This is a genomic window from Roseibium algicola (assembly GCF_001999245.1).
Lineage (GTDB): Bacteria > Pseudomonadota > Alphaproteobacteria > Rhizobiales > Stappiaceae > Roseibium > Roseibium algicola.
This window is the reverse complement of sequence record NZ_CP019630.1, coordinates 3,446,965-3,466,708: the sequence shown is the minus strand read 5'-3', so window position 1 is coordinate 3,466,708 and position 19,744 is coordinate 3,446,965. Positions and strand designations below refer to the sequence as shown.

Genomic DNA, 19,744 nt, shown 5'->3' with positions numbered 1-19,744 from the left:
TTTTCTCCGGTGCGTCTGCGGACGAACGGGTCCGGCAATCTTCTGTTGTTAGAATTAGTAGGCCGGGAAAAGGCCCGCCTGCAATCTGACTGTGAAAACTTTTTTGCCTGCACTTGGACGATTTGTTTACCCAATTGCGACCAGAATGGTTCGAAACGAGACAATTCGGGACGAGCGAAACCGCCAATGCAAGCACTCAGCGGCAAAATTCTCATTGTTGACGACGATCCCATCCAGCGCAGGTTGCTTCAGGAAGCCGTGAAAAAATTCGGCTACCGGTCGAAAACGGCCGAGAATGGTGCCGAAGCGGTGCGCATCATGTCGAGCCCGGAAGCCAGCGAGATCGACCTGATCATTCTCGACATGGTGATGCCCGAGCTTGACGGCCTGGGCGTTCTGGAACGTCTGCGCTCCGACAAGAACGCAACGCCGGTCATCGTTCAGACCGCCCATGGCGGCATCGATACCGTGGTCAACGTCATGAATGCGGGCGCGCAGGATTTCGTGGTCAAACCGGTGGCGCCGGAACGGCTCAATGTCTCGATCCGCAATCTTCTGAAGACATCCGCTCTGGAAGGCGAGATCACCCGGATCCGCAAACAGGCTTCGGGCACACTGACCTTCGCCGACATCATCACCCACTCGCCGGCCATGGAACGGGTGATCAATCTGGGCAAGCGCGCCGCCGCGTCGAACATTCCGATCCTGATCGAGGGGGAAAGCGGCGTCGGCAAGGAAATGATCGCCAGCGCCATTCAGGGATCCAGCGACCGCAAATCCAAACCTCTGGTCACGGTCAACTGCGGTGCGATTCCCGACAATCTGGTCGAATCGATTCTCTTCGGCCACGAGAAAGGCGCGTTCACCGGCGCGGTCGACAAGCATGTCGGCAAGTTTCAGGAAGCTCATGGCGGAACGCTGTTCCTGGACGAGGTTGGCGAACTGCCTCAGGAAGTTCAGGTCAAGCTGCTGCGCGCCCTGCAGGAAAGCGAGATCGACCCGATCGGCGCTCGCCGTCCGGTGAAAGTGGATTTCCGTCTGATCTCGGCAACCAACCGCCGCCTGATCGACCAGGTGAAGGAAGGTGTCTTCCGGGAAGACCTTTATTACCGGCTCAACGTTTTCCCGATATGGATCCCGCCGTTGCGCGACCGGCGAGAGGACATTCCCGCGCTTACCCGCCATTTCCTGGCCCGGTTCGCGGCAGAGGAAGGCAAGCCTCAGGTGGCCGGCGTCACCGCGGACACGCTCGCGATGCTCCAGGAGTATCACTGGCCGGGCAATATCAGGCAGCTGGAGAACGCGGTATTCCGCGCTGTCGTCTTGTGCGACGGCCCGCAACTGACGATCAACGATTTTCCGCAGGTTGCCGCGGCAACGGAACAGACCGCCACCCCGGGCGCAATGCTCCAGCCTCAGGCACAGACGGCCTATCCGGATCGATTGTCCGGAGGCGATCTTGCCGCAGCACCGGTCCGCCCGAGCGAACCCTCGGTTCCGCCGCACCACACCCCCTCGGCTCCTGCCCCTCAGGCAGGTTTTGAGCAAGCGGCGCCCTTCGGTTTCATGCGCAACCTCGATCAGGACGGTCATGTCCGCAAGTTGACCGATATCGAGGAGGAACTGATTCGCGCAGCGATCAATCATTATTCCGGACGCATGACAGAAGTTGCCAAACGGTTGGGAATCGGCCGATCCACGCTCTATCGCAAGCTCAAGGAATACGGATTGGACGAGAGCGGCAAGGACGCGGCAGCCTGAATTGAGGCAAATCATAGCGCAAACTGTCGATTTCGACGATATTTTGACGCATTCTCCGGGTAACCACCGCTACCGGAGCGTTTTTGCACTACGCGCTTGCGCCGTTGCAGTTCTGCAACGATTATCAGCGAAGCGAAAATAGGGTAAAAACTTCTTAACCTGCGGCAGCTAGGCTATGCATCCTGCTGGGGAGCACGGGATGGGTGAAAGCCCTCTGAAAACGGCGAGATAGAGATTGCGTACACGGTTAGTTGATTTCGACGCCGTCGGTTGGCTGAAGCGTGCCGCGAAAGCGGCCGGCGCGTTTGCTGTTGTGTCTGTGTGCCTGGTGACCTTTGCCCAGGCCGAGACGCGTACCCTGAAGCTGTACAACACGCATACCAAAGAGCGTGTGTCGATTACTTTCAAGAAAAACGGCCGCTATCTGCCGGATGGTCTGCGCGAAGCCAACCGCTTCCTGCGCGACTGGCGCCGTAACGAAATGACCAAGATCGATCCGGAACTGCTGGATCTGGTCTGGGAAGTATACCAGAAGGTGGGCGCAAGCCAGCCGATCCACGTCGTCTCCAGCTACCGGTCTCCCGCAACCAACAACATGCTGCGCAAGCGGTCCTCTGGCGTTGCCAAGAACAGCCAGCACACGCTCGGCAAGGCGATGGACTTTTTCATTCCCGGCGTGAAACTTGCCACCCTGCGTGCCACCGGCCTGCGCAAGGAAGTGGGCGGCGTCGGCTATTATCCGAGATCCGGTTCCCCCTTCGTGCACATGGACACCGGCAGTGTCCGTCACTGGCCGCGCATGAGCCGTTCCGAACTGGCTCGCGTGTTCCCGGACGGCAAGACACTCCACTTTCCGTCCGACGGCAAACCTATGAGCGGCTACAAGGTTGCGCTCGCCGAAAGCAAGTCCGGCCGGTCGAGAAGTTCCAAACCGACGATCGTCGCGTCCAACACGCGCTCAAGCTCTTCCAATGGCCTGAGCACGCGCGACCAGAATCTGACCCGCCCGGGCAAACCGATTCCGGTAACCGCGCAGGATGACAATGCGTCCTCCGGTGGCGGCAACCTGTTTGCCAGCCTCTTTGGCGGCGGCAACAACCGTGACAACACATCCAAACGTCCGGGCGCAGTTGGCAACACGACGCCGGCACCGGTTGCCGAAGCCCCGGCTGTGGTGATCGAAAATCCGCCTGTTCCCAGCCGGAAGGTCCTGGAAAGCGAACCGGAAGCACCGGCAGCAGCACCGATTGTCGTGGCCAGCAACGCGCCGATCGTGAAACCGCCTGCAGATATTCCCGCCGTGGCGGCAAGCAAGACGCCTCCGCCCGCACCGAACACGCTTGATGCACAGCGGTTTGCAATCGAGACCGGGCAACCGGGCGCGCCGACACAAGGTGCAAACCCGGCTCCCGAGAAAGCAATCGACTCGCGGTTCCAGGTAGCCTCGCGCACGCCGCAGCAGAAACCCAGCAAGGGTCTTAGCGATGCTGCCAAGGTTGCAGCGGCTAATCTCGGCCTGACCGGCGATGTCCCCGTTCCGGGCTCCGCTCCGACCGATGATCCGGTCGCAGCCATTGCCGCGGCAACGGGTACTTCCGTACCTTCTCCGGTGCCTGCACCGCGTTCGGAAACGACGCTCGCCTATGCTTCGGCCTCTGCAGCACCGACGAGCCTGAGCCGCTCGCTGCGTCCGTCGGTAAGCGAACCGGCACGGGCACAGGCCAATCGGCCGGCAGCCGGTGCCACCGCCAAGACAGCCCCTGCACGCCAGCAGTCCGTTTCAGGCCGCATCCCGCGTGATCAGATTGTCGATCCGCTTGCCGGGTTTGCAAGCCTGCCGGACAAATCCGCTCCGACGCTTCTGTCCGGCGCAGGCACCACGCGTCATCAGACCTTCGCGTGGCTCAGCCATCCCAACCAGCGCCAGCTGAAGAATGTGATGATGCCGGGCAACCGCTTTGTCTCCGCCAGCTTTGAAAACAATCCTTACGGCGACCTGCGCACAGACCGATTCGACGGTCCGGCAGTGGTCATCCTTCCGGTACGCTTCGCGCGCTGAAGCATCGACCAGTAAAAGATTGAGCATAAAAAAGAGCGGCTTTTCAGCCGCTCTTTTTTCTTGTCGTGAACCGCGGTTACCGCAGCTTGTCAGCCTTCGCCGCCGCCAGCACCACCAGCCATGCCAAGTGCATGCAGGTAGAGGTCGAGAACCGCCTCTTCCTCTTCACGCTCATGCGGCTGCTTCTTGCGCAGGGAAACGACCTTCCGCAGGATCTTGACGTCAAAGCCGTTGCCCTTGGCTTCGGCATAGACGTCCTTGATGTCATCGGAGATGACTTTCTTTTCTTCTTCAAGACGCTCGATACGCTCTACAAACGCGCGCAGCTGGTCGCCTGCCACTCCACCGGGATCGGACATGTTTTCTGTTTCTCCTTCTCGTACTTCCTTGTCGCGCAGTGCGCGGTCTCAATGGCCGCGGCTGATATGAGCCGCCGTCAATAACCTGGCCGTGCGTTGCCAGACTCCGCATTGGCCGTCAAGCAGCCAAGCAAGCCGACGCAACTTCCGGCTCAGTGTTGGGGTTTGTTCTTTTCAAAGGCGGCCTGCTGATCCGCAGTCGCCTCGGTCTGGTATTTGGCCTTCCAATCGTCGTAAGGCATGCCGTAGACGATTTCGCGGGCCTCGGATTTTTCCAGGGAAACGCCCTTGTCCTGTGCCGCGTCCTGATACCAGTTGGACAGGCAGTTACGGCAGAAACCGGCCAGATTCATCATGTCGATGTTCTGAACGTCCGTCCGTCCACGCAGATGTTCCACAAGGCGTCTGAAAACCGCAGCTTCCAGTTCGAGTTTCGTCTGATCGTCCATCCCGAAGGTCTCCCTGTCCCGGACCGGTGGCCCGGCCTTAAGCAGCGTCGCTACGCGACTTGAAATGCTGAATCCGCCGGCAGTCGGACATGCCGGCAATTTTTCTCAGAACCGGCTCGAGTCGGTCCGCCCATTCAAGCGCTCCAGCCGCGTCGGCAATCAGATCCTGCCGCAGTTCCAGAAGCGCATGTGCCACTCCCCGGCGGGTTGCGTGCCGGTACATTGTGTCGTTTTTGAGAGCTCCGTCGTAGGGTTCATTGTCACCGACGACGATGTCTTCCTGCGCTCTCAAGCCTTCAAGCATGGGCTGAACGGCTCGTGGGTCGCTGTCCCACAGAACGGTGACATGCCAGGGCCGCGGCACGCCGCGCCAGACCGGCGTGAAACTGTGAATGGAGACGATCACCGGCGGCTCGCTCACTTCCATCATGGCATCCAGCGTCTGGTCGATGAGGTCGTGATAAGGCTTGTGGAATCGGTCGATGCGGATCGCCCGCTCCTTCGTGTCGACCTTTGCATTGCCCGGCACGACGGCACCGTCCGACAGGCGCATGATCAGTGTAGGGTCGTCATCGCCCCGGTTCGGATCGATCAGCAGCCGAGAATAGGTGGTCAGGCAAGCTGGTGCATTGAGTCGCTTTGCAAGTTCGAGCGTGACCGCGCGCGCACCGATGTCATAACCGATATGGCGTTCGAACTGTTCGGCCGGAACGCCGAGATCGCCATAAGGCTCAGGGACCGTGTTGCGGGCGTGATCGCACAAGAGCAGCAATCCGGAAGTAAAATCGCCCTTTACGTATTCGGTCGGCTGAAAGGCCCGGCCGGTTTCGGCTGCTGGTTCTATCATGTCTCGCTTCGTGGAAACTTTTATGGCTCGCTATCGCGCAGGCGGTCAGGTTTACGGCAAACCGGCGAAGGAACCAAGCCCGAAAACACCGCTTTCCGGCGGCAACACCGCAGGCCATCCACACCTTCCACACCCTTCCTTGCAATCAAGGCACCTGTGTTTTTGCCAAGGTGTGTACAACGCGGTATACGCTTTATTGACAGCTAACACCGATCTGAGGCGGAGCGGCCATGTTCCCGCCCCATTTCTGACGGCATAGGGGGTGGGACTGTTCATTTGGACAAAAAATCCGGACGGTTCGGGAAACAAGTCTGGGCGAAAGGCTCCGTATCCCGTTAACGACGTTGACAAGGCCCCCTTGTCGACGCAAAAAGCGAATGTCTGTAAAGCAGCAAAGCGAACGACTGCATATGTTTAAGGTTGGGGAACGGAACCAGGGCGAGTCTCGGGCATGTATCAGCGTGCCTGTGAAATTTGCCTTTGCTGCATTCCTCACCGTGCTGTTTTTCTCCGCATCCAGTGACGAAGCCAGAGCTGATCTGCGCCTTTGCAACAAGACCGACAGTCAGGTTGGTGTAGCCATCGGCTACAAGGACAAGACCGACTGGGTCACCGAAGGCTGGTGGAACCTTGCTTCCAATTCCTGCGAGACCCTGGTACCCGGGGCGCTGGTGTCACGATACTATTACATCTACGCAGTTGATTATGACCAATTCGGCGAATGGGGTGGCCGGGCGTTCATGTGCACCCGGGAAAAGGAATTCACCATTCGTGGAATTGAGGACTGTGTGGCTCGCGGATTCGAGCGGACAGGCTTTTTTGAAATCGACACGGGCGAACAGAGCAGCTGGACGGTCCAGCTGACCGAACCCGTGCAACAGGGGACAGGTGGGCGATGAGGCGTAACCGGCGAGTCAAAATTCTTGCAACTCTCGGACCCTCCTCCTCAGAACAAGACATCATCGAAAAATTGTATCGCTCCGGTGCGGACGTGTTCCGCATCAACATGAGCCATACCGATCATGATCGTCTGAAGATGCTCGTTGAACGCATCCGTTCTGTTGAGGAGAAGGTTGGACGACCAATCGGCATTCTGGCCGATCTGCAGGGACCCAAGCTGCGTGTGGGAACGTTTGCCGACGGTCCGGTCATGCTGGAAAACGGCGCAACGTTCACGCTGGACGCCGACAAGTCCGGCGGCAGTGTCGACAGGGTACACCTGCCGCATCCCGAAATTCTTCAGGCTCTCGAGCCGGGCCACCGCCTGCTGCTCGATGACGGCAAGATCCAGCTCAAGGTTCTGGAAGCCGACCGCACCAGGGCCGTGACGGAAGTCGTCGTCGGCGGCAAGCTGTCCGACCGCAAGGGCGTCAGCGTTCCCGATTCGGAAATCGCAACCAGCGCCATGACCGAGAAGGACCACAAGGACCTGATCGCCGCCCTCGACCAGAACGTCGACTGGGTGGCCCTGTCCTTCGTGCAGCGCCCGGACGACATTGCCGAAGTGCGCAAGATCACCCGTGGCCGCGCCGGCGTCCTGGCCAAGATCGAAAAGCCGCAGGCCATCGGCCGGCTGGACGAGATCATCGAACTGTCCGACGCCATCATGGTTGCCCGTGGCGACCTGGGTGTTGAACTGCCTCTGGAACAGGTTCCCGGCCTTCAGAAGCGCATCACCCGCGCCTGCCGCCGTGCCGGCAAGCCGGTTGTGATCGCCACACAGATGCTGGAATCCATGATCAACGCACCGGTGCCTACCCGCGCCGAGGTGTCCGACGTTGCCACCGCCGTGTTCGAAGGCGCAGACGCCGTCATGCTGTCGGCCGAATCCGCTGCAGGCGAATTCCCGATTGAGGCAGTGTCCACCATGGACAAGATCGCCCAGCAGGTGGAACAGGATCCCAACTACCGCACGATCATCTACGCACAGCGGACCGAGCCGGAAGCCACCGGCGCCGACGCGATTTCGGCAGCGGCCCGGCAGATTGCCGAAACACTGAACCTTGCTGCTGTCGTCTGCTACACGACGTCTGGCGCAACGGGCCTGCGCGCCTCACGTGAACGTCCGGCTAGCCCGGTGATCGTTCTGTCGCCGGTGCTTGCAACTGCACGCCGCCTGTCGCTCGGCTGGGGCTTGCACTGTGTGGTCAGTGAAGACGCCGCCAACGAGGAAGACATGATCGACCGCGCCTGCCGCATCTCCTTCTCCGAAGGGTTTGCGAAACCGGGTCAGCGCATTATCGTGACCGCAGGTGTGCCGTTCGGCACTCCGGGCTCCACGAACATGCTGCGGATTGCCTTCGTCGGCAACGACGGCCAGGGCGGCATTTGACGATCTAATCGGTTAAAACAAACCGGATGACGAAAGGCGGCTTCAAGGCCGCCTTTTTCATGCCGTGCGCAATGTCCCGGCCCTGGCTTCAGCCGCTCCCGCCTTGTCCTCTGATGCCTCTATCCGCGCCACCAGTCTGTCGATACCGGACACGATTTCATCCGCATGCGTATGCTGGGGCATATGACCGGCCGCGCCCAGCATAAGCAGCTCCACATCCGGCAGATCCTGCAAAAGGCCTTCACAATGGATCGATGGCCAGACCACCGTATCTTTCGTACCCGTGATGATCAGCGACGGCTGCCCCAGCTTTCCATACTGCCGGGACTGTTGCCGGACAGCTTCCTTCAGGCTGCAGATGTCCGCCGCGTTCGAGCGGAAGCTTTCGGGACGGAAAAGCAGCGGCAGACGGACAGACGCCGCATAGCCGGCAAGTGGCGGATCCGGATGGAAAACATGCTTCAGCATTTGTGGCACCAGCCGCTCGCCGACAGGGATCGTCAGCGTCCAGGCAAACAGCCAACCGATGACAGGCATCGCGGCAACCTTGTAGTACCAGTTGACGCCGCCCGGCCACACATGGCTGACAGGAGCCAGGAAGACCAGCCCCTTCACCCGCTCCTGAGCAGCAAGGCCCACAGCTGCCGTCACGGCTCCGCCGAGCGAATGCCCCACCACCACTGATGTCCCAATGCCGAGTTTCGCGAGCAATCCGGTAATCAGTTCCGCTTGGCTTTCAGGCGTGTTCCGGCCCGTTCTGGAGCGCTGCGAGAACCCAAGCCCCGGACGATCGATGAAAAGAAGCGAATAGCGCCCCTTGAATGCGCCTTCAAAAGCCAACTTCATGTCGTAGGCGTTGCCACTGGCCCCATGCAGGAACACCAGCACAGGCCGCTCGCTGGCCGCCTGTGACGCAGGAATGAAGTGATAGTGCATCTGCGCACCGTTCACCTCGGCAAGACTGCCGTCAGGTGTGTAGGTGCGCGAAATCTGCCTTGCCCTGAAAAGCGAGTAGGCGACAAACAGACAGGCGGCGACAAGAAGAGCAATCAGGAACGGGATCATAGCCCGGACATAGCACCGCGCTCGCAGCAATCAAGCCTGGCGGCATAAAGACAGACCGAACAAGCTTACTCGAGTGGGCTTACCTCAGGCGGGCTTGCCTCAAGCGGGTTCGCCCTCGGCTTCCTTTTCCAGATCGTTCACGGCCTTGGTGGCATTTTCCAGGCTCGGGTTGACTTCAAGAGCCCGCCGGAACGTCGCCAGCGCTTCGCTTTCGAACCCCAGACGCCGCTGGATGATGGCGAGCCCCGACAAGGCCCCCCAATGACGGGGCTCCAACGCCAGTGTGCGCTCGATATCGACCAGGGACTTGCCGAAATCTTCCGTCATGTAGTGGACTGTCGCACGCCGGTTCCAGCCTTCCGCATAAGTCGGCTTCAGGATGACCACTGTGTCCAGAAGGTCCAGCGCCAACGCATGATCGTCAGCCTGGATCGCCTTGCCGGCCCGCGACATCAGCACATCCACCGTATCACTGCCCGAATCCATCCAGAGCATCTGGATTTCCCGGCTGATACGCTCGGCTTCCTTCGGATTGTCCGATTTGGCCAGATTGGCAAAGAGTTCGTCCAGACGCGACTTCTCGTCTTCCGGATCATTCTCATCGACGACCACCTGCCCGCCGTCTTCTGGAAGATCGTCGGGAAGTGCATTGAAGTCTTCGGCAGAAGGTGGCTCTGCTTCCGGACCGAGATCTGGAACAGGCTGGGCGCTGGCTAGACTGACGCCGGCGAGAAACAGGAGGGCAAACACAAAAATCCGCATCCGACGATTATGGATCGTTGGATGCGGCGGTCAATCCGGGAATTTGACACATCTTCGTGCGCTACGGTGGCAGGGACCTGGCCACCTCTCCCAGCAACAAGATAAAGCCTTGTTCAGGAAGAGATTTTCAGTTCTTCCGCCACGCGATGCGCGGCAACAAGATTAGCCCTGGCGTGCTTTGAAACGCGGGTTTTTCTTGTTGATGATGTAGACGCGGCCTTTACGGCGAACCATGCGGTTGTCGCGGTGGCGGGTCATGAGCGCTTTGAGCGAGTTTTTGATCTTCATGTCACTGTCCCCACAAGGGCCCTGCTTCTTTAAACCAAATGAGCGCCAAAGGCGCTCACGTTTGACTGGATTGGTCTAGAAGCTGCGGCAGGTCCTGCGCCTGTCTTCTGATCAATCCGCGCCTCTTGAAACTTCAATCAGCGCAATAATGGTGGGCGTGACAGGGATTGAACCTGTGACCCCTTCGATGTCAACGAAGTGCTCTCCCGCTGAGCTACACGCCCGAATTTCTCGGTAGTCCGACGCCCCAGCGCCGTGGTGGAGTGCGATATAACGGGGATCCGCAAACTGTGCAACCCCCCTTTTTCACCGAACTGTCAAAATTTCCCCAGCCCGGTTCGCAACCCCTGTTTTCCGCCGCGTCAACACCTTGTCAGGCGGCCAGCATGCGCTCCACTTCCTGGACAAGATCTTTAAGATGGAATGGCTTGGAAAGAACCTTGGCATCCTTGGGAGCATCTGATTCCGGATTGAGGGCAACGGCGGCAAAACCGGTAATGAACATCACCTTCAAGTCCGGATCGAGTTCCGTAGCCCGGCGCGCCAGCTCGATCCCGTCCATCTCCGGCATCACGATATCGGTCAGAAGCAGAGAAAACGGTTCCTCGCGCAGGCGCTCGTAGGCGCTTCTGCCGTTATCGAACGAAACGACGTCATGACCGGCATTTTCCAGCGCCTTCGCCAGAAAGCGGCGCATGTCATTATCATCTTCGGCAAGCAGGATACGCGGCATCGTAATTGACCAGGTCCTTTGTTCGTGTGGGTTCGGTTCCCTTTCTGCCGGTTATAGCTCGAATTCCACAGAATGATAGGGTGAATTGGATCACGACCCCACGGTGTGGATAGGCTCTTGTTGAGAACGAACCATCACTTGCCTCGTGAGAACCTGTCGGCTTCTCACGTCGGGGAAAATCGTCGTGGCGTATGCATTCCCGGGCCATTGGTACGGCTGCGGCATTCGTGGCATCTGGCCATTCCTGCCCTCGATCACCAGATGTTTCCCCACAGCCGCGGGGCTTTTGATCCCACCAAGGTGGACTGCGCCGCGATTCCTTGGCACCATGGGCCATGGCCTGCACCGGGCGGCAACCAGGACACACCATTGACGGACGACAAGCAGCCTTCTTCACAAGCCTCTTTCGAGGCGGACTTTAACGGCTTCCCAGCGTTTGAAGTTTTGTGTCCTGCGGACCAAAGGGTTCCGTTCGTTTTCAATTCGCCCCATTCCGGCAGGCAATATTCCAAAAGCTTTCTAGCGTCTTCCCGCCTGGACGAAACAGCCATTCGGCGGTCGGAGGATGCTTATGTCGACGATCTGTTTGCCCATGTCGTGCCGCTCGGCGCGCCGCTCCTGCGTGCGCATTTCCCCAGGGCCTACCTTGATGTGAACCGCGAGCCCTATGAGCTCGACCCGAAGATGTTCGACGGGCGTCTGCCGACCTATGCCAACAGCCGTTCGATCCGCGTGGCCGGCGGGCTTGGCACCGTGGCGCGCATCGTCAGCGAGAACCACGAGATCTACAGGCACAAGCTGCCGGTATCCGAAGCCCTCAGCCGGGTAGAGGAGATCTACAAGCCTTACCACACCACGTTGCGCCGGCTTCTGGCCCAGACCCATGTCACCTTCGGCTACGCCGTGCTGATCGATTGTCATTCCATGCCTTCAAGCGTGAAATGCCAGACCACCGACACGCGGCCGGATTTCATCCTGGGTGACCGCTATGGCACCAGCTGCAGCAGCGACCTGACGGAGTTCGCCTGCTCGGTGCTGAAGGAGATGGGCTACACCGTCTCGCGCAACAAACCGTATGCGGGCGGTTTCATCACCGAACACTACGGCCGCCCCACAAGCGGTCTGCATGCCCTGCAGATCGAAATCAATCGCGGGCTCTATATGGACGAGGCAACCCACCAGCCGACCCCCGGCTTCGGGGATCTCTTCCACAACCTTTGCCAGTTTGCCCGCGAACTGACCTCCATGCCGGATGCAGCCTTGCCGGCGGACTCCATCGCAGCGGAATAAAACCCCGGACCCAAAAAAAAGGCCGCTCTCAAAAGAGGCGGCCCGAGTCTAGGGAGGAAACGCCCAAGGAGGGCGGTACGACACAACGTATCGCACCGCAATAAAATCGCATTGCACCGCACAAAGGTCAAGCCCGACAGCCCTTTCAAACTGATCAAAGTATGAGCAGTCATTCAGGTTTTGCAGATTCATTTTTTTGCAGAACCGGTTATACAAGCGGCAATTCACGTTGATTTGGGTTTTGAGCGGTTTCCGCAGCCAGGAGGTAATGATGTCGGCAGGGCCTGTTTCCAGTTCCAATTTGTTTGCCCCGTTTCTGGACAGGCTGGCGGAAGCAGCCAGCGGTGCGATCATGCCGCATTTCCGCCAGGGCTTTGCAATCGACAACAAGTGGAAAGCCGGCTTCGACCCGGTCACCATCGCCGACAAGAACGGTGAAACGGCAATGCGCGCCCTGATCAACGAGACCTATCCGGACCACGGAATCCTTGGCGAAGAACACGGCCCGGAAAATCTCGACGCTGAACATGTGTGGGTGCTGGACCCGATTGACGGTACCCGTGCCTTCATCACCGGCCTGCCCACCTGGGGGACGCTGATCGGCCTGCGGACCAATGGCGTCCCGAGCCTCGGCATGATGGTTCAGCCCTATATCGGCGAACGGTTCGGTGGCGACGGCAAGACGGCCTGGTACGATGGACCTCTGGGTGCCAGGCAGCTCAAAACCCGGCCCTGTGAGAAGCTGGAAGATGCCACTATTTTCACCACCACACCGGCACTTTTCAAGAATGGCGAACGCCAGGCGTTCGACCAGATCGAAGCGGCCGTTCAGTTATCCCGCTATGGCACAGACTGCTATGCCTACTGCATGGTCGCAGCCGGCCACGGCGACGCGGTAATCGAATCCGGTCTGCAAGCCTATGATATCGTTGCACTTGTGCCGATTATTGAAGGAGCAGGTGGTGTTGTCACGACGTGGACCGGCGGCTCTCCGGCCGACGGCGGCCAGATCGTTGCGTCAGGCGACCCGCGTCTGCATGAAATCCTCCTGCGGGACCTCGCAAAGGCAGCCTGACCGGCCACACGGCCATATCAGGGCGCGGGATCAGCTTCCAGCCCGTTCCAGCGCCTGTTCGGCTTCAAGACCGGGCACAAAGGCATCGAACGCCGCCCAGAACTGGTCGCGGAAGGCATCGCGTTCCATCATCAGCTCATGTTCGGCGCCCGCGATTTCCACATAGGCAGCCGCCTTCGCCCGTGCCACGAAGTCCTCGATCATGGGTGTGGAGACGATCCGGTCGTTGCCCGCAGCCAGCACCAGACAGGGTAATTTGATATTCGGCCCGGCCTCCCGCCGGCGCAGCGCCAGCATGGCGCGACCGGTCGCACCCAGCCAACCGAGAGTGGGAGACCCGACACCCAGCTCTGGCGCCTGTTCCAGCACCTTGTTGAACCGCTCGAACCGCGCCTTGTCCGTCGTTTGCCGGTTGCTTTCATAGGGCACTGAAATTTCAGCGTTGCCCCCTGGCACAAACAATCTGCCAAGACCGAACATCGACAACAGGCGGGCAACCGGAATGGCAACCTTTTCGATCAGCCAGGACGTCTTTGGAGAGGTTGCCTTCAGGCCCGGGCGGCCAAACAGCCCCAGAGTGAGCTTGCGCAGGATCGACCGGAACCCGGACACCAGGCCGGGAGACCATGTTCCCGTCGGCAGCCCCAGCAGCGGCGCTGTCAGCACCGCGCGGTCCAGCATCGTCCGCAGACGGTCCGTATCGGACAGGACAACCAGCGCTCCGGTAGAGTGGGCAAGCGCAAAGTGAGGCCCGGGGTAGGTCGCCAGTGAGACTTCCTTCAGAACGGTGCGCAAATCCAGCTTGTACTTGTTGAAGTTCGAAACGTGCCCGCGCCGGGGATTGCGGGTAAGGCGTTGCGACCCGCCCTGCCCGCGCCAGTCGAAGGCGATGACCGCAAAGCCCCGCTGTCGCAGATCCTCGATCACTTCGAAGTATTTCTCGATGAACTCCGCCCGCCCCTGAAGCAGTGTCACCGTACCTTTGCGCCGGGCACCGGCGGCGGGCCAATGCGCATACCGGATCTTCTTGTCATCCGGCGTCGTGACGAACCCGGATCGCGCCCCTTCGGGCACCGGATTGTCGGGATGGTCGATCAAGGTCATGCGCTGCGAATCACTCGGGCTCGTTGAGAGTTTGTTTTTCAAACAGATAATGGTTTTTCGTCAACAACTCGTCACGCCTGCAGATCCTGCCGGCACCGTCCGGCGTTGTCTTGCATCGTCAAGTGATACCCGTGCCAGGCGCCCCTCACAACAAGCTTCAGGCCGGCTCCCTGGGAAGCCGGCCCTGAAAGTGTCAGACAGCTTGTAGCTGCTGCTTAGTACCAGCGGCGCTGCCAGTGACCACGCTTACCGATCGGATGGCTGCGGACAATGTTGGCATTGCGGGAATCGACGACCAGCCGAACCGGCATGCCGCGCCAGCCTTTTGCCCGTACGATGTACATCGGACCACGGCGGTCGAGGATCTTGATATGGTCGAAACCGCGGTGACGCAGGCTGCGGCGGATCTGGCGCGGACCCATTTCGAAATGGCGACCACCGTGACGGCCGTTCCAGTTGCCACTGCGCCCGTTACCACGGCGATGATCGACCTTGACCACCAGCTCGGCTTTTGCCGGTTCGATCTGGGTCTTTCCGACCAGCGGGGCAGCGGATGCGGTGGTGATGAAACCTGCGGACACCAGCAGAATGGCACCGGCGATCGGGGCGGACAATTTCGAAACATTGGCAAACATCTTCAAATCTCCAGTTTGTTCCGCCAGCGCCGTGCTGACGTTGGATTGAAGATGCACCGGGCCACTTGAACGCAACCGGAAGGCACTGTTCATGTGGCGTTCATGTTTCCACGACGCCCCACATTTCCCGCCTCTTGAAATGAAAATCCGAATTACCAAATCTCTTCATGCAAGCGCCAGACCGGGTTTGCACCGCAGCCTGTCCCGCCAATCCGGGGGACCAAGGACTGCTCAACATCAGTGAAGTATCAGTTGCTCAAGAGAGGACAGACACATGCGTCACTTCGACTTTTCTCCGCTTTACCGCTCCACCGTCGGTTTCGACCGGCTTTTCTCGATGCTCGATGCCGCCGGCAACGAAGCGCCGAGCTATCCGCCCTATAACATCGAGCGCACGGGCGAAAACGCCTACCGCATCACGATGGCCGTGGCAGGCTTCTCCGACGACGAACTGAGCGTCGAAGCCAAGGAGCACACACTCACCATCAAGGGTGAAAAAGCTGAAGAAGATGCCAGCCGGGAAATTCTCTACCGCGGCATTGCCTCGCGCACCTTTGAACGCCGCTTCCAGATTGCCGAACATGTTCGCGTGGAAGGGGCAAGCCTCGAAAACGGCTTGCTGCACGTTGATCTTGTTCGGGAAATCCCGGAAGCCATGAAGCCGCGCAAGATCGAAATCACCAGTGGTGAAACCAAGCAGATCGAAACCACGGCTCACTAGCCGTCTGGTTCAACTGCGGCAATCGCATCATCGGGGCGCCTGGGAAACCAGGCGCCTTTTTTGATGTTCCTGCGCGTCACGAGACATCTCGGCACACGAGAGGCGGCCCTCAGACCGTCCCGGACAGCACTTTCAAAAACGCATCGACGTCTTCATCCGTCGTTGCGAAACTGGTGACGAGACGTACACAGACTTCGTCCGACGCCGGGGCGTGGCCTTCGGCGAGGCCCTCTGCCGGCCATTCATAGAGCTTGGCACCGGCCGCCTGAAGCGCTTCCATCTGGCTGCGTTTCAGGATCGGGAACAGTTCATTGGCTTCCACCGCCCAGGCAGTACGCCCTCCGGCCTGCCTAATGCCTTCAGCAAGACGGGTCGCCATGCCGTTGGCGTGGCTTGCGGTCGTCAGCCAGGTGTCATCCTGGAAATAGCCTTCGAACTGGGCCGCCACGAAGCGGCTCTTGGAGAAAAGATGACCGCCGCGCTTGCGGAAATACTCAAAGGATTTTGCGGCGTCCAGATCAAAGAAAACCACGGCCTCCGCGCACCAGCAGCCGTTTTTGGTGGCTCCGAAGGAAAGCAGGTCCACCCCCGCTTTCCATGTCATGTCGGCTGCCGAACAGCCGAGCGTCACAAGCGCATTGGCAAATCGTGCGCCGTCCATGTGAAGCGGCACCGAACGGGACCGGCAGACATCCTTGATCGCGCCGATTTCATCCAGCGTATAGACGGTGCCGCATTCGGTTGCCTGGCTGATGGAAACGGATGCGACCTGACCATGGTGGACAACACCGTCAGGAACCTGTGCCATCTTTTCGCGAAGGGCATCGGCGGAGAACCGGCCGTTTGGTCCCTTCACGCTCAACAGCTTGTTGCCGCCGGTCATGAACTCGGGACAATTGCATTCATCAACCTGAATATGCGCACCGGAATGGCAGAAGATCGCCCCGCCCGGCTTGGCACAGGAAGCCAGCGCCAAAGAATTCGCCGCTGAACCGGTCGCCACGAAGAAGACGGCAACCTCGCGTTCGAAGATCTCGTTGAACGTGGCGGAGACGGAATCGGTCAACGGGTCGGTGCCGTAGGCCGGCGAGAACCCGTCATTATGGCGGGCCAGCGCCGACATCACCGCCGGAGCCGCACCCGCCCAATTGTCACTGGCAAAATTCATGTGCCGGTTTAATCACTTGGCATCACAACCGGCAACCGATTTTTCAGTAGTACATCTCGCGCTTGCGATAGGACCGGCCGAGCAGCCAGTCCAGCGAGACGACACCCGGCCCCTTGAGCACCGGCACCAGCAACAGGAAGATCCAGAGCAACCGGTCATCGGCGATGATCGCATAGGGTTCACCGTCGAACAGCGCCCCGATCGTCTTTGCATCAGCCCCATGGCCATAGATGTCGACATAGGTCATGACGCAGATGAAGACGATCATGCCGAGGCTGGCGAAGCGGGTGAATAGACCGACAACCACCATCACCGGCAGGACAAATTCACCCCAGGTGCCCAGAAGCACCATGAGACCATACGGGAAGAACGCAATCTGGCTGGTGTCGTAGCTGACCTGCTCCATCATCTTGGGCAGCATCTGCGCATAGGCACCTGCGGTTGGCGTGAAGATGTTCATGATGTTGCCGCCGATTTTCGTCATCGCCGAGTTCAGGAAGAACTGCAGCAGGATCGCGGCAAAAATGAACCGGGCAGCAAGCCCGATGAACCAGCCATTTGTCAGCCGTTCCAGAGCTCCGAACACCATCGTGTAGAGCCTGACAAAAAACCCAATCAACACACCCATCTAATCCCCCATGATCAAGCGGCATCCATTTGCCGCATGCGTGTTAGTCATCCAGTTGCAGGGCGGAAAATGCACCAGCTGCAAGACAGTCCGAAAGGCAATCGGACAAGGAAAAACCGTCGTCGTCCTCCTGAGCCCGGCTTGCCGCCGCTGCAAGCGTCTGCCCTTGCAGGAGATCCATCGTGAAAACAGCCCCGCCCGGACGCAGCAGATAGACATCCACTTCCATGTCCGGCCGGGTGATCATTACCGATTGCGGCTCGTCAAGATCGACAGCTTCAGCCCCATCGGGTTCAAACCTGTTGGCTCGCGCAATCGCCCAGATCGGCCAGGCAGATGTCACGACGTGCGCCGCCGGATGCGGTACGAAGCGAACGCGCCCGAGTCTTTGCGGATCGATGCTGCCCAGGATTGCCGGATCGAGAGGCGCGGCATCCGCAGCATGATAGGCCTGGAGCCAAGACCATTCCAGCCGGGCAACATCGCCGAGATAAGGATATGCCTTGAGAGGCGGAAACGCGTCCAGGAAATCGGCGAAACCGGCGCCGTACCAGATCAACACGGGCGACACCGGCGGATGAGCTGTCACGAAGGCCTGGGCAAGCGCCCTGAAATACTCTTCCCCCAACAGCGCCTTCACCGCAGGAAAGCTTTCACCGAGCGCTTCGCACAGACTGACGATGACGTTGTTGCGGTAGACATTGAATCGCTTCGGCGCCGTTTCTCCGTCCGGACCAGTCAGTCCATCGGGCGTTGCCATTTGCGGGTCGAGCAGCGCACGCCCAAACGAGGCGGCATTGACCTGCGACAGGGACAGCGGACCACGCATGTCAGACTGCTTGCTTTCTGCCAGCCTCTGCAGGCTGCGCCAGAATGCGATCCGCGGCTTGTGCCTCGGCAAGCAGAACCGGCCAGGCAGGAACATTGTTGTCCCACTCGATCAGGGTCGGCAGCGGCCCCTGTAAACGAATGACATCTTCATAAAGCTGCCAGACCGCAAGATCCACCTCCCGGTCGTGCGCGTCGATCAACAATGGCCGGCCAGCGTCATCCCGGTCAGGGGCATGACCGCCCAGATGTATTTCACCGACGGCAGCCATCGGGAAGGCGGCAAGATAGTCTGTGGCAGATCTCTCGTGGTTCGTGCAGGACACATGCACGTTGTTGATGTCGAGCAACAGGCCACAGCCGGTCCGGCGCGCGATCTCGCTCAGAAAATCCAGTTCGCTCATCGTGCTCTGTGCAAAGGCGACGTAAGTCGAAGGATTTTCCAGAAGCATCTGCCGTCCGACGGTCTCCTGCACTTCATCTATGTGATCGCACACACGGTTCAGCGTGGCTTCGTCATAGGGCACCGGCAACAGGTCGTTGAAATAAGTCGTGTCGTGCGTCGACCATGCCAGATGCTCGGAAAACAGTCCCGGCTCATATCGCTTGTTCAGGTCTGACAAGCGCCGCAGGTGATCCTTGTCCAGTGGCTGTTCACCGCCGATCGAAAGACCGACACCATGAAGAGACAGGGGATACCGCTCGCGGATTGCCTCCAGTTGCCGGTGCGGCGGACCGCCGCCCCCCATGTAGTTTTCGGCATGAACTTCAAAAAAACCGATATCCGCGGACGTTTCCAGAATAGCCGCGACATGCTCCGGCTTCAGACCGGCTCCGGCGCGCGCGGGAACAGCCGCCTCGCAGCGCTGAACCGGGTTTGATCGGGTATCGGAAACCATGGAGCCCTCCGGGTGGAATAAGTTTTGTCAGGCAGGCACACTGGCTGAGGACATCTTCAGACTGGGCTGACTGAAGCACCATGGCTCATGACTTTGAAAGGGCTGGCACCCTGCCCGCCTCGGCACCAAGTGCGGGATAAGCAGGTGCCTGCCTGACCAGATTGCCGCAGTTGCGGCCGTCTGAAGCCTATCAGGCTTCCGGCAGGTCGCGCGTAAGTTCGGTCAAAGAGCCGTGACGGCCACCAGGAACATCCATCGTCACGCAGGTGCCCTTCGGAACGAGGGTCCAGGCGTTGCCCTGATAGTCGACGGTCGACGTACCGGCGCAAGTCGTACCTGCACCCGCCTTGCAGTCGTTCTGACCTTTCAGGGACACACCATAGCATTTTTCCTTGGCCTGGGCGTGGGCCGGAACGGTTGACGACAGACCCGCAACCGCGGTTGCCACCGCACCGGCAACAATTGCTGCAGACATGGCCTTATGCTTCATCTCGATCTCCTCTCGTCGTTGAAAAATCACTGCGTACCGGCGTTTTTGCTGGGCCGCCAGTCACCCACCGTAGATGACCCTATTGAAGATAAATAGGAAATCAAACGCATGTGACTGTTTTGCGAGCATAACTGCACAAAGTTTAACAAACGCAAGATTCTTACATATTTATCGTCGGTTTTGACCTTTCCGGACGATTGGCACTTTTCGCGCGAAACAATTATAATGCGGCGACGCAGAAACACTCTTGC

General features: G+C 59.4%; 21 protein-coding genes and 1 tRNA gene. 7 read left to right on the top strand and 15 right to left on the bottom strand.

Going from position 1 to position 19,744, the window contains the following annotated elements; all coding sequences use genetic code 11:
* Nucleotides 1-186 precede the first annotated feature (186 nt).
* Nucleotides 187-1,761: a sigma-54-dependent transcriptional regulator gene (locus tag B0E33_RS16090; RefSeq protein ID WP_077291746.1), complete on the top strand. Its 1,575-nt coding sequence runs from the start codon at nt 187-189 to the stop codon at nt 1,759-1,761.
* A 313-nt stretch (nt 1,762-2,074) separates the two neighbouring features.
* Nucleotides 2,075-3,820, top strand: coding sequence for a peptidoglycan L,D-endopeptidase MepK (locus B0E33_RS16085; protein WP_439126693.1), 1,746 nt, complete (start codon nt 2,075-2,077; stop codon nt 3,818-3,820).
* Nucleotides 3,821-3,909: 89 nt separating this feature from the next.
* Here the strand turns inward: B0E33_RS16085 and B0E33_RS16080 are convergent, their stop codons facing one another.
* The 3 genes from B0E33_RS16080 to B0E33_RS16070 all read right to left on the bottom strand — a co-directional run bounded on the left by B0E33_RS16080 (nt 3,910) and on the right by B0E33_RS16070 (nt 5,475).
* Nucleotides 3,910-4,179, bottom strand: coding sequence for a DUF2312 domain-containing protein (locus B0E33_RS16080; RefSeq protein ID WP_031270542.1), 270 nt, complete (start codon nt 4,177-4,179; stop codon nt 3,910-3,912).
* A gap of 152 nt (nt 4,180-4,331) precedes the next feature.
* Nucleotides 4,332-4,628, bottom strand: a complete 297-nt coding sequence (locus B0E33_RS16075) for a DUF1244 domain-containing protein (RefSeq protein WP_023003523.1) — start codon at nt 4,626-4,628, stop codon at nt 4,332-4,334.
* A 37-nt stretch (nt 4,629-4,665) separates the two neighbouring features.
* Entirely contained in the window at nt 4,666-5,475 is an 810-nt protein-coding gene (locus tag B0E33_RS16070) for an N-formylglutamate amidohydrolase (protein ID WP_077291744.1), read from the bottom strand.
* A 461-nt stretch (nt 5,476-5,936) separates the two neighbouring features.
* Between B0E33_RS16070 and B0E33_RS16065 the strand changes: the two genes are divergently transcribed.
* The gene (locus tag B0E33_RS16065) at nt 5,937-6,374 is read left to right on the top strand and encodes a DUF1036 domain-containing protein (RefSeq protein ID WP_023003527.1); all 438 of its coding nucleotides are present in this window, start codon (nt 5,937-5,939) and stop codon (nt 6,372-6,374) included.
* The gene (pyk, locus tag B0E33_RS16060) at nt 6,371-7,807 is read left to right on the top strand and encodes a pyruvate kinase (RefSeq protein ID WP_023003528.1); all 1,437 of its coding nucleotides are present in this window, start codon (nt 6,371-6,373) and stop codon (nt 7,805-7,807) included. Before B0E33_RS16065 ends, pyk begins: the two co-directional genes overlap by 4 nt.
* 57 nt (nt 7,808-7,864) lie before the next feature.
* Here the strand turns inward: pyk and B0E33_RS16055 are convergent, their stop codons facing one another.
* The 5 genes from B0E33_RS16055 to cpdR all read right to left on the bottom strand — a co-directional run bounded on the left by B0E33_RS16055 (nt 7,865) and on the right by cpdR (nt 10,655).
* Nucleotides 7,865-8,872, bottom strand: a complete 1,008-nt coding sequence (locus B0E33_RS16055) for an alpha/beta fold hydrolase (RefSeq protein ID WP_208997640.1) — start codon at nt 8,870-8,872, stop codon at nt 7,865-7,867.
* A gap of 99 nt (nt 8,873-8,971) precedes the next feature.
* Entirely contained in the window at nt 8,972-9,634 is a 663-nt protein-coding gene (locus B0E33_RS16050; protein ID WP_077291742.1) for a tetratricopeptide repeat protein, read from the bottom strand.
* 162 nt (nt 9,635-9,796) lie between these two features.
* Entirely contained in the window at nt 9,797-9,922 is a 126-nt protein-coding gene (gene ykgO / locus B0E33_RS16045; RefSeq protein ID WP_006932207.1) for a type B 50S ribosomal protein L36, read from the bottom strand.
* Between the two features lie 149 nt (nt 9,923-10,071).
* Nucleotides 10,072-10,146, bottom strand: a tRNA-Val gene (locus tag B0E33_RS16040).
* A 149-nt stretch (nt 10,147-10,295) separates the two neighbouring features.
* Nucleotides 10,296-10,655 (bottom strand): cell cycle two-component system response regulator CpdR, encoded by a 360-nt coding sequence (cpdR, locus tag B0E33_RS16035; protein WP_006932209.1) that lies wholly within the window; start codon nt 10,653-10,655, stop codon nt 10,296-10,298.
* A 444-nt stretch (nt 10,656-11,099) separates the two neighbouring features.
* Here cpdR and B0E33_RS16030 point away from each other — a divergent pair, with 444 nt between their 5' ends.
* A complete protein-coding gene (locus tag B0E33_RS16030) occupies nt 11,100-11,945 on the top strand; it encodes an N-formylglutamate amidohydrolase (RefSeq protein ID WP_055661267.1) in 846 nt (281 codons plus the stop codon).
* Nucleotides 11,946-12,213: 268 nt separating this feature from the next.
* Entirely contained in the window at nt 12,214-13,020 is an 807-nt protein-coding gene (gene hisN / locus B0E33_RS16025; protein ID WP_077291741.1) for a histidinol-phosphatase, read from the top strand.
* A gap of 30 nt (nt 13,021-13,050) precedes the next feature.
* Here hisN and B0E33_RS16020 read toward each other — a convergent pair whose 3' ends face one another.
* Both B0E33_RS16020 and B0E33_RS16015 read right to left on the bottom strand, forming a co-directional pair.
* A complete protein-coding gene (locus B0E33_RS16020) occupies nt 13,051-14,124 on the bottom strand; it encodes an alpha/beta fold hydrolase (protein WP_077291740.1) in 1,074 nt (357 codons plus the stop codon).
* Nucleotides 14,125-14,339: 215 nt separating this feature from the next.
* Complete coding sequence (locus B0E33_RS16015; RefSeq protein WP_156912423.1) at nt 14,340-14,759, bottom strand: hypothetical protein; 420 nt, start codon at nt 14,757-14,759, stop codon at nt 14,340-14,342.
* 274 nt (nt 14,760-15,033) lie between these two features.
* On the opposite strand from B0E33_RS16015, the gene B0E33_RS16010 reads away from it, so the two are divergent.
* Nucleotides 15,034-15,480: an Hsp20 family protein gene (locus B0E33_RS16010; RefSeq protein ID WP_055661173.1), complete on the top strand. Its 447-nt coding sequence runs from the start codon at nt 15,034-15,036 to the stop codon at nt 15,478-15,480.
* A gap of 109 nt (nt 15,481-15,589) precedes the next feature.
* Here B0E33_RS16010 and B0E33_RS16005 read toward each other — a convergent pair whose 3' ends face one another.
* From B0E33_RS16005 to B0E33_RS15985, 5 genes are all read right to left on the bottom strand, one after another.
* Nucleotides 15,590-16,648, bottom strand: a complete 1,059-nt coding sequence (locus tag B0E33_RS16005) for a threonine aldolase family protein (RefSeq protein WP_077291738.1) — start codon at nt 16,646-16,648, stop codon at nt 15,590-15,592.
* A 43-nt stretch (nt 16,649-16,691) separates the two neighbouring features.
* Nucleotides 16,692-17,276, bottom strand: coding sequence for a DoxX family protein (locus tag B0E33_RS16000; RefSeq protein ID WP_023003550.1), 585 nt, complete (start codon nt 17,274-17,276; stop codon nt 16,692-16,694).
* Nucleotides 17,277-17,319: 43 nt separating this feature from the next.
* On the bottom strand, nt 17,320-18,105 hold the full coding sequence (locus tag B0E33_RS15995; protein WP_077291737.1) for an HvfC/BufC N-terminal domain-containing protein: 786 nt from the start codon (nt 18,103-18,105) through the stop codon (nt 17,320-17,322).
* Nucleotide 18,106: 1 nt separating this feature from the next.
* On the bottom strand, nt 18,107-19,003 hold the full coding sequence (gene bufB, locus B0E33_RS15990; protein ID WP_077291736.1) for an MNIO family bufferin maturase: 897 nt from the start codon (nt 19,001-19,003) through the stop codon (nt 18,107-18,109).
* A 190-nt stretch (nt 19,004-19,193) separates the two neighbouring features.
* Entirely contained in the window at nt 19,194-19,493 is a 300-nt protein-coding gene (locus tag B0E33_RS15985) for a BufA1 family periplasmic bufferin-type metallophore (RefSeq protein WP_023003557.1), read from the bottom strand.
* Nucleotides 19,494-19,744: the final 251 nt, after the last annotated feature.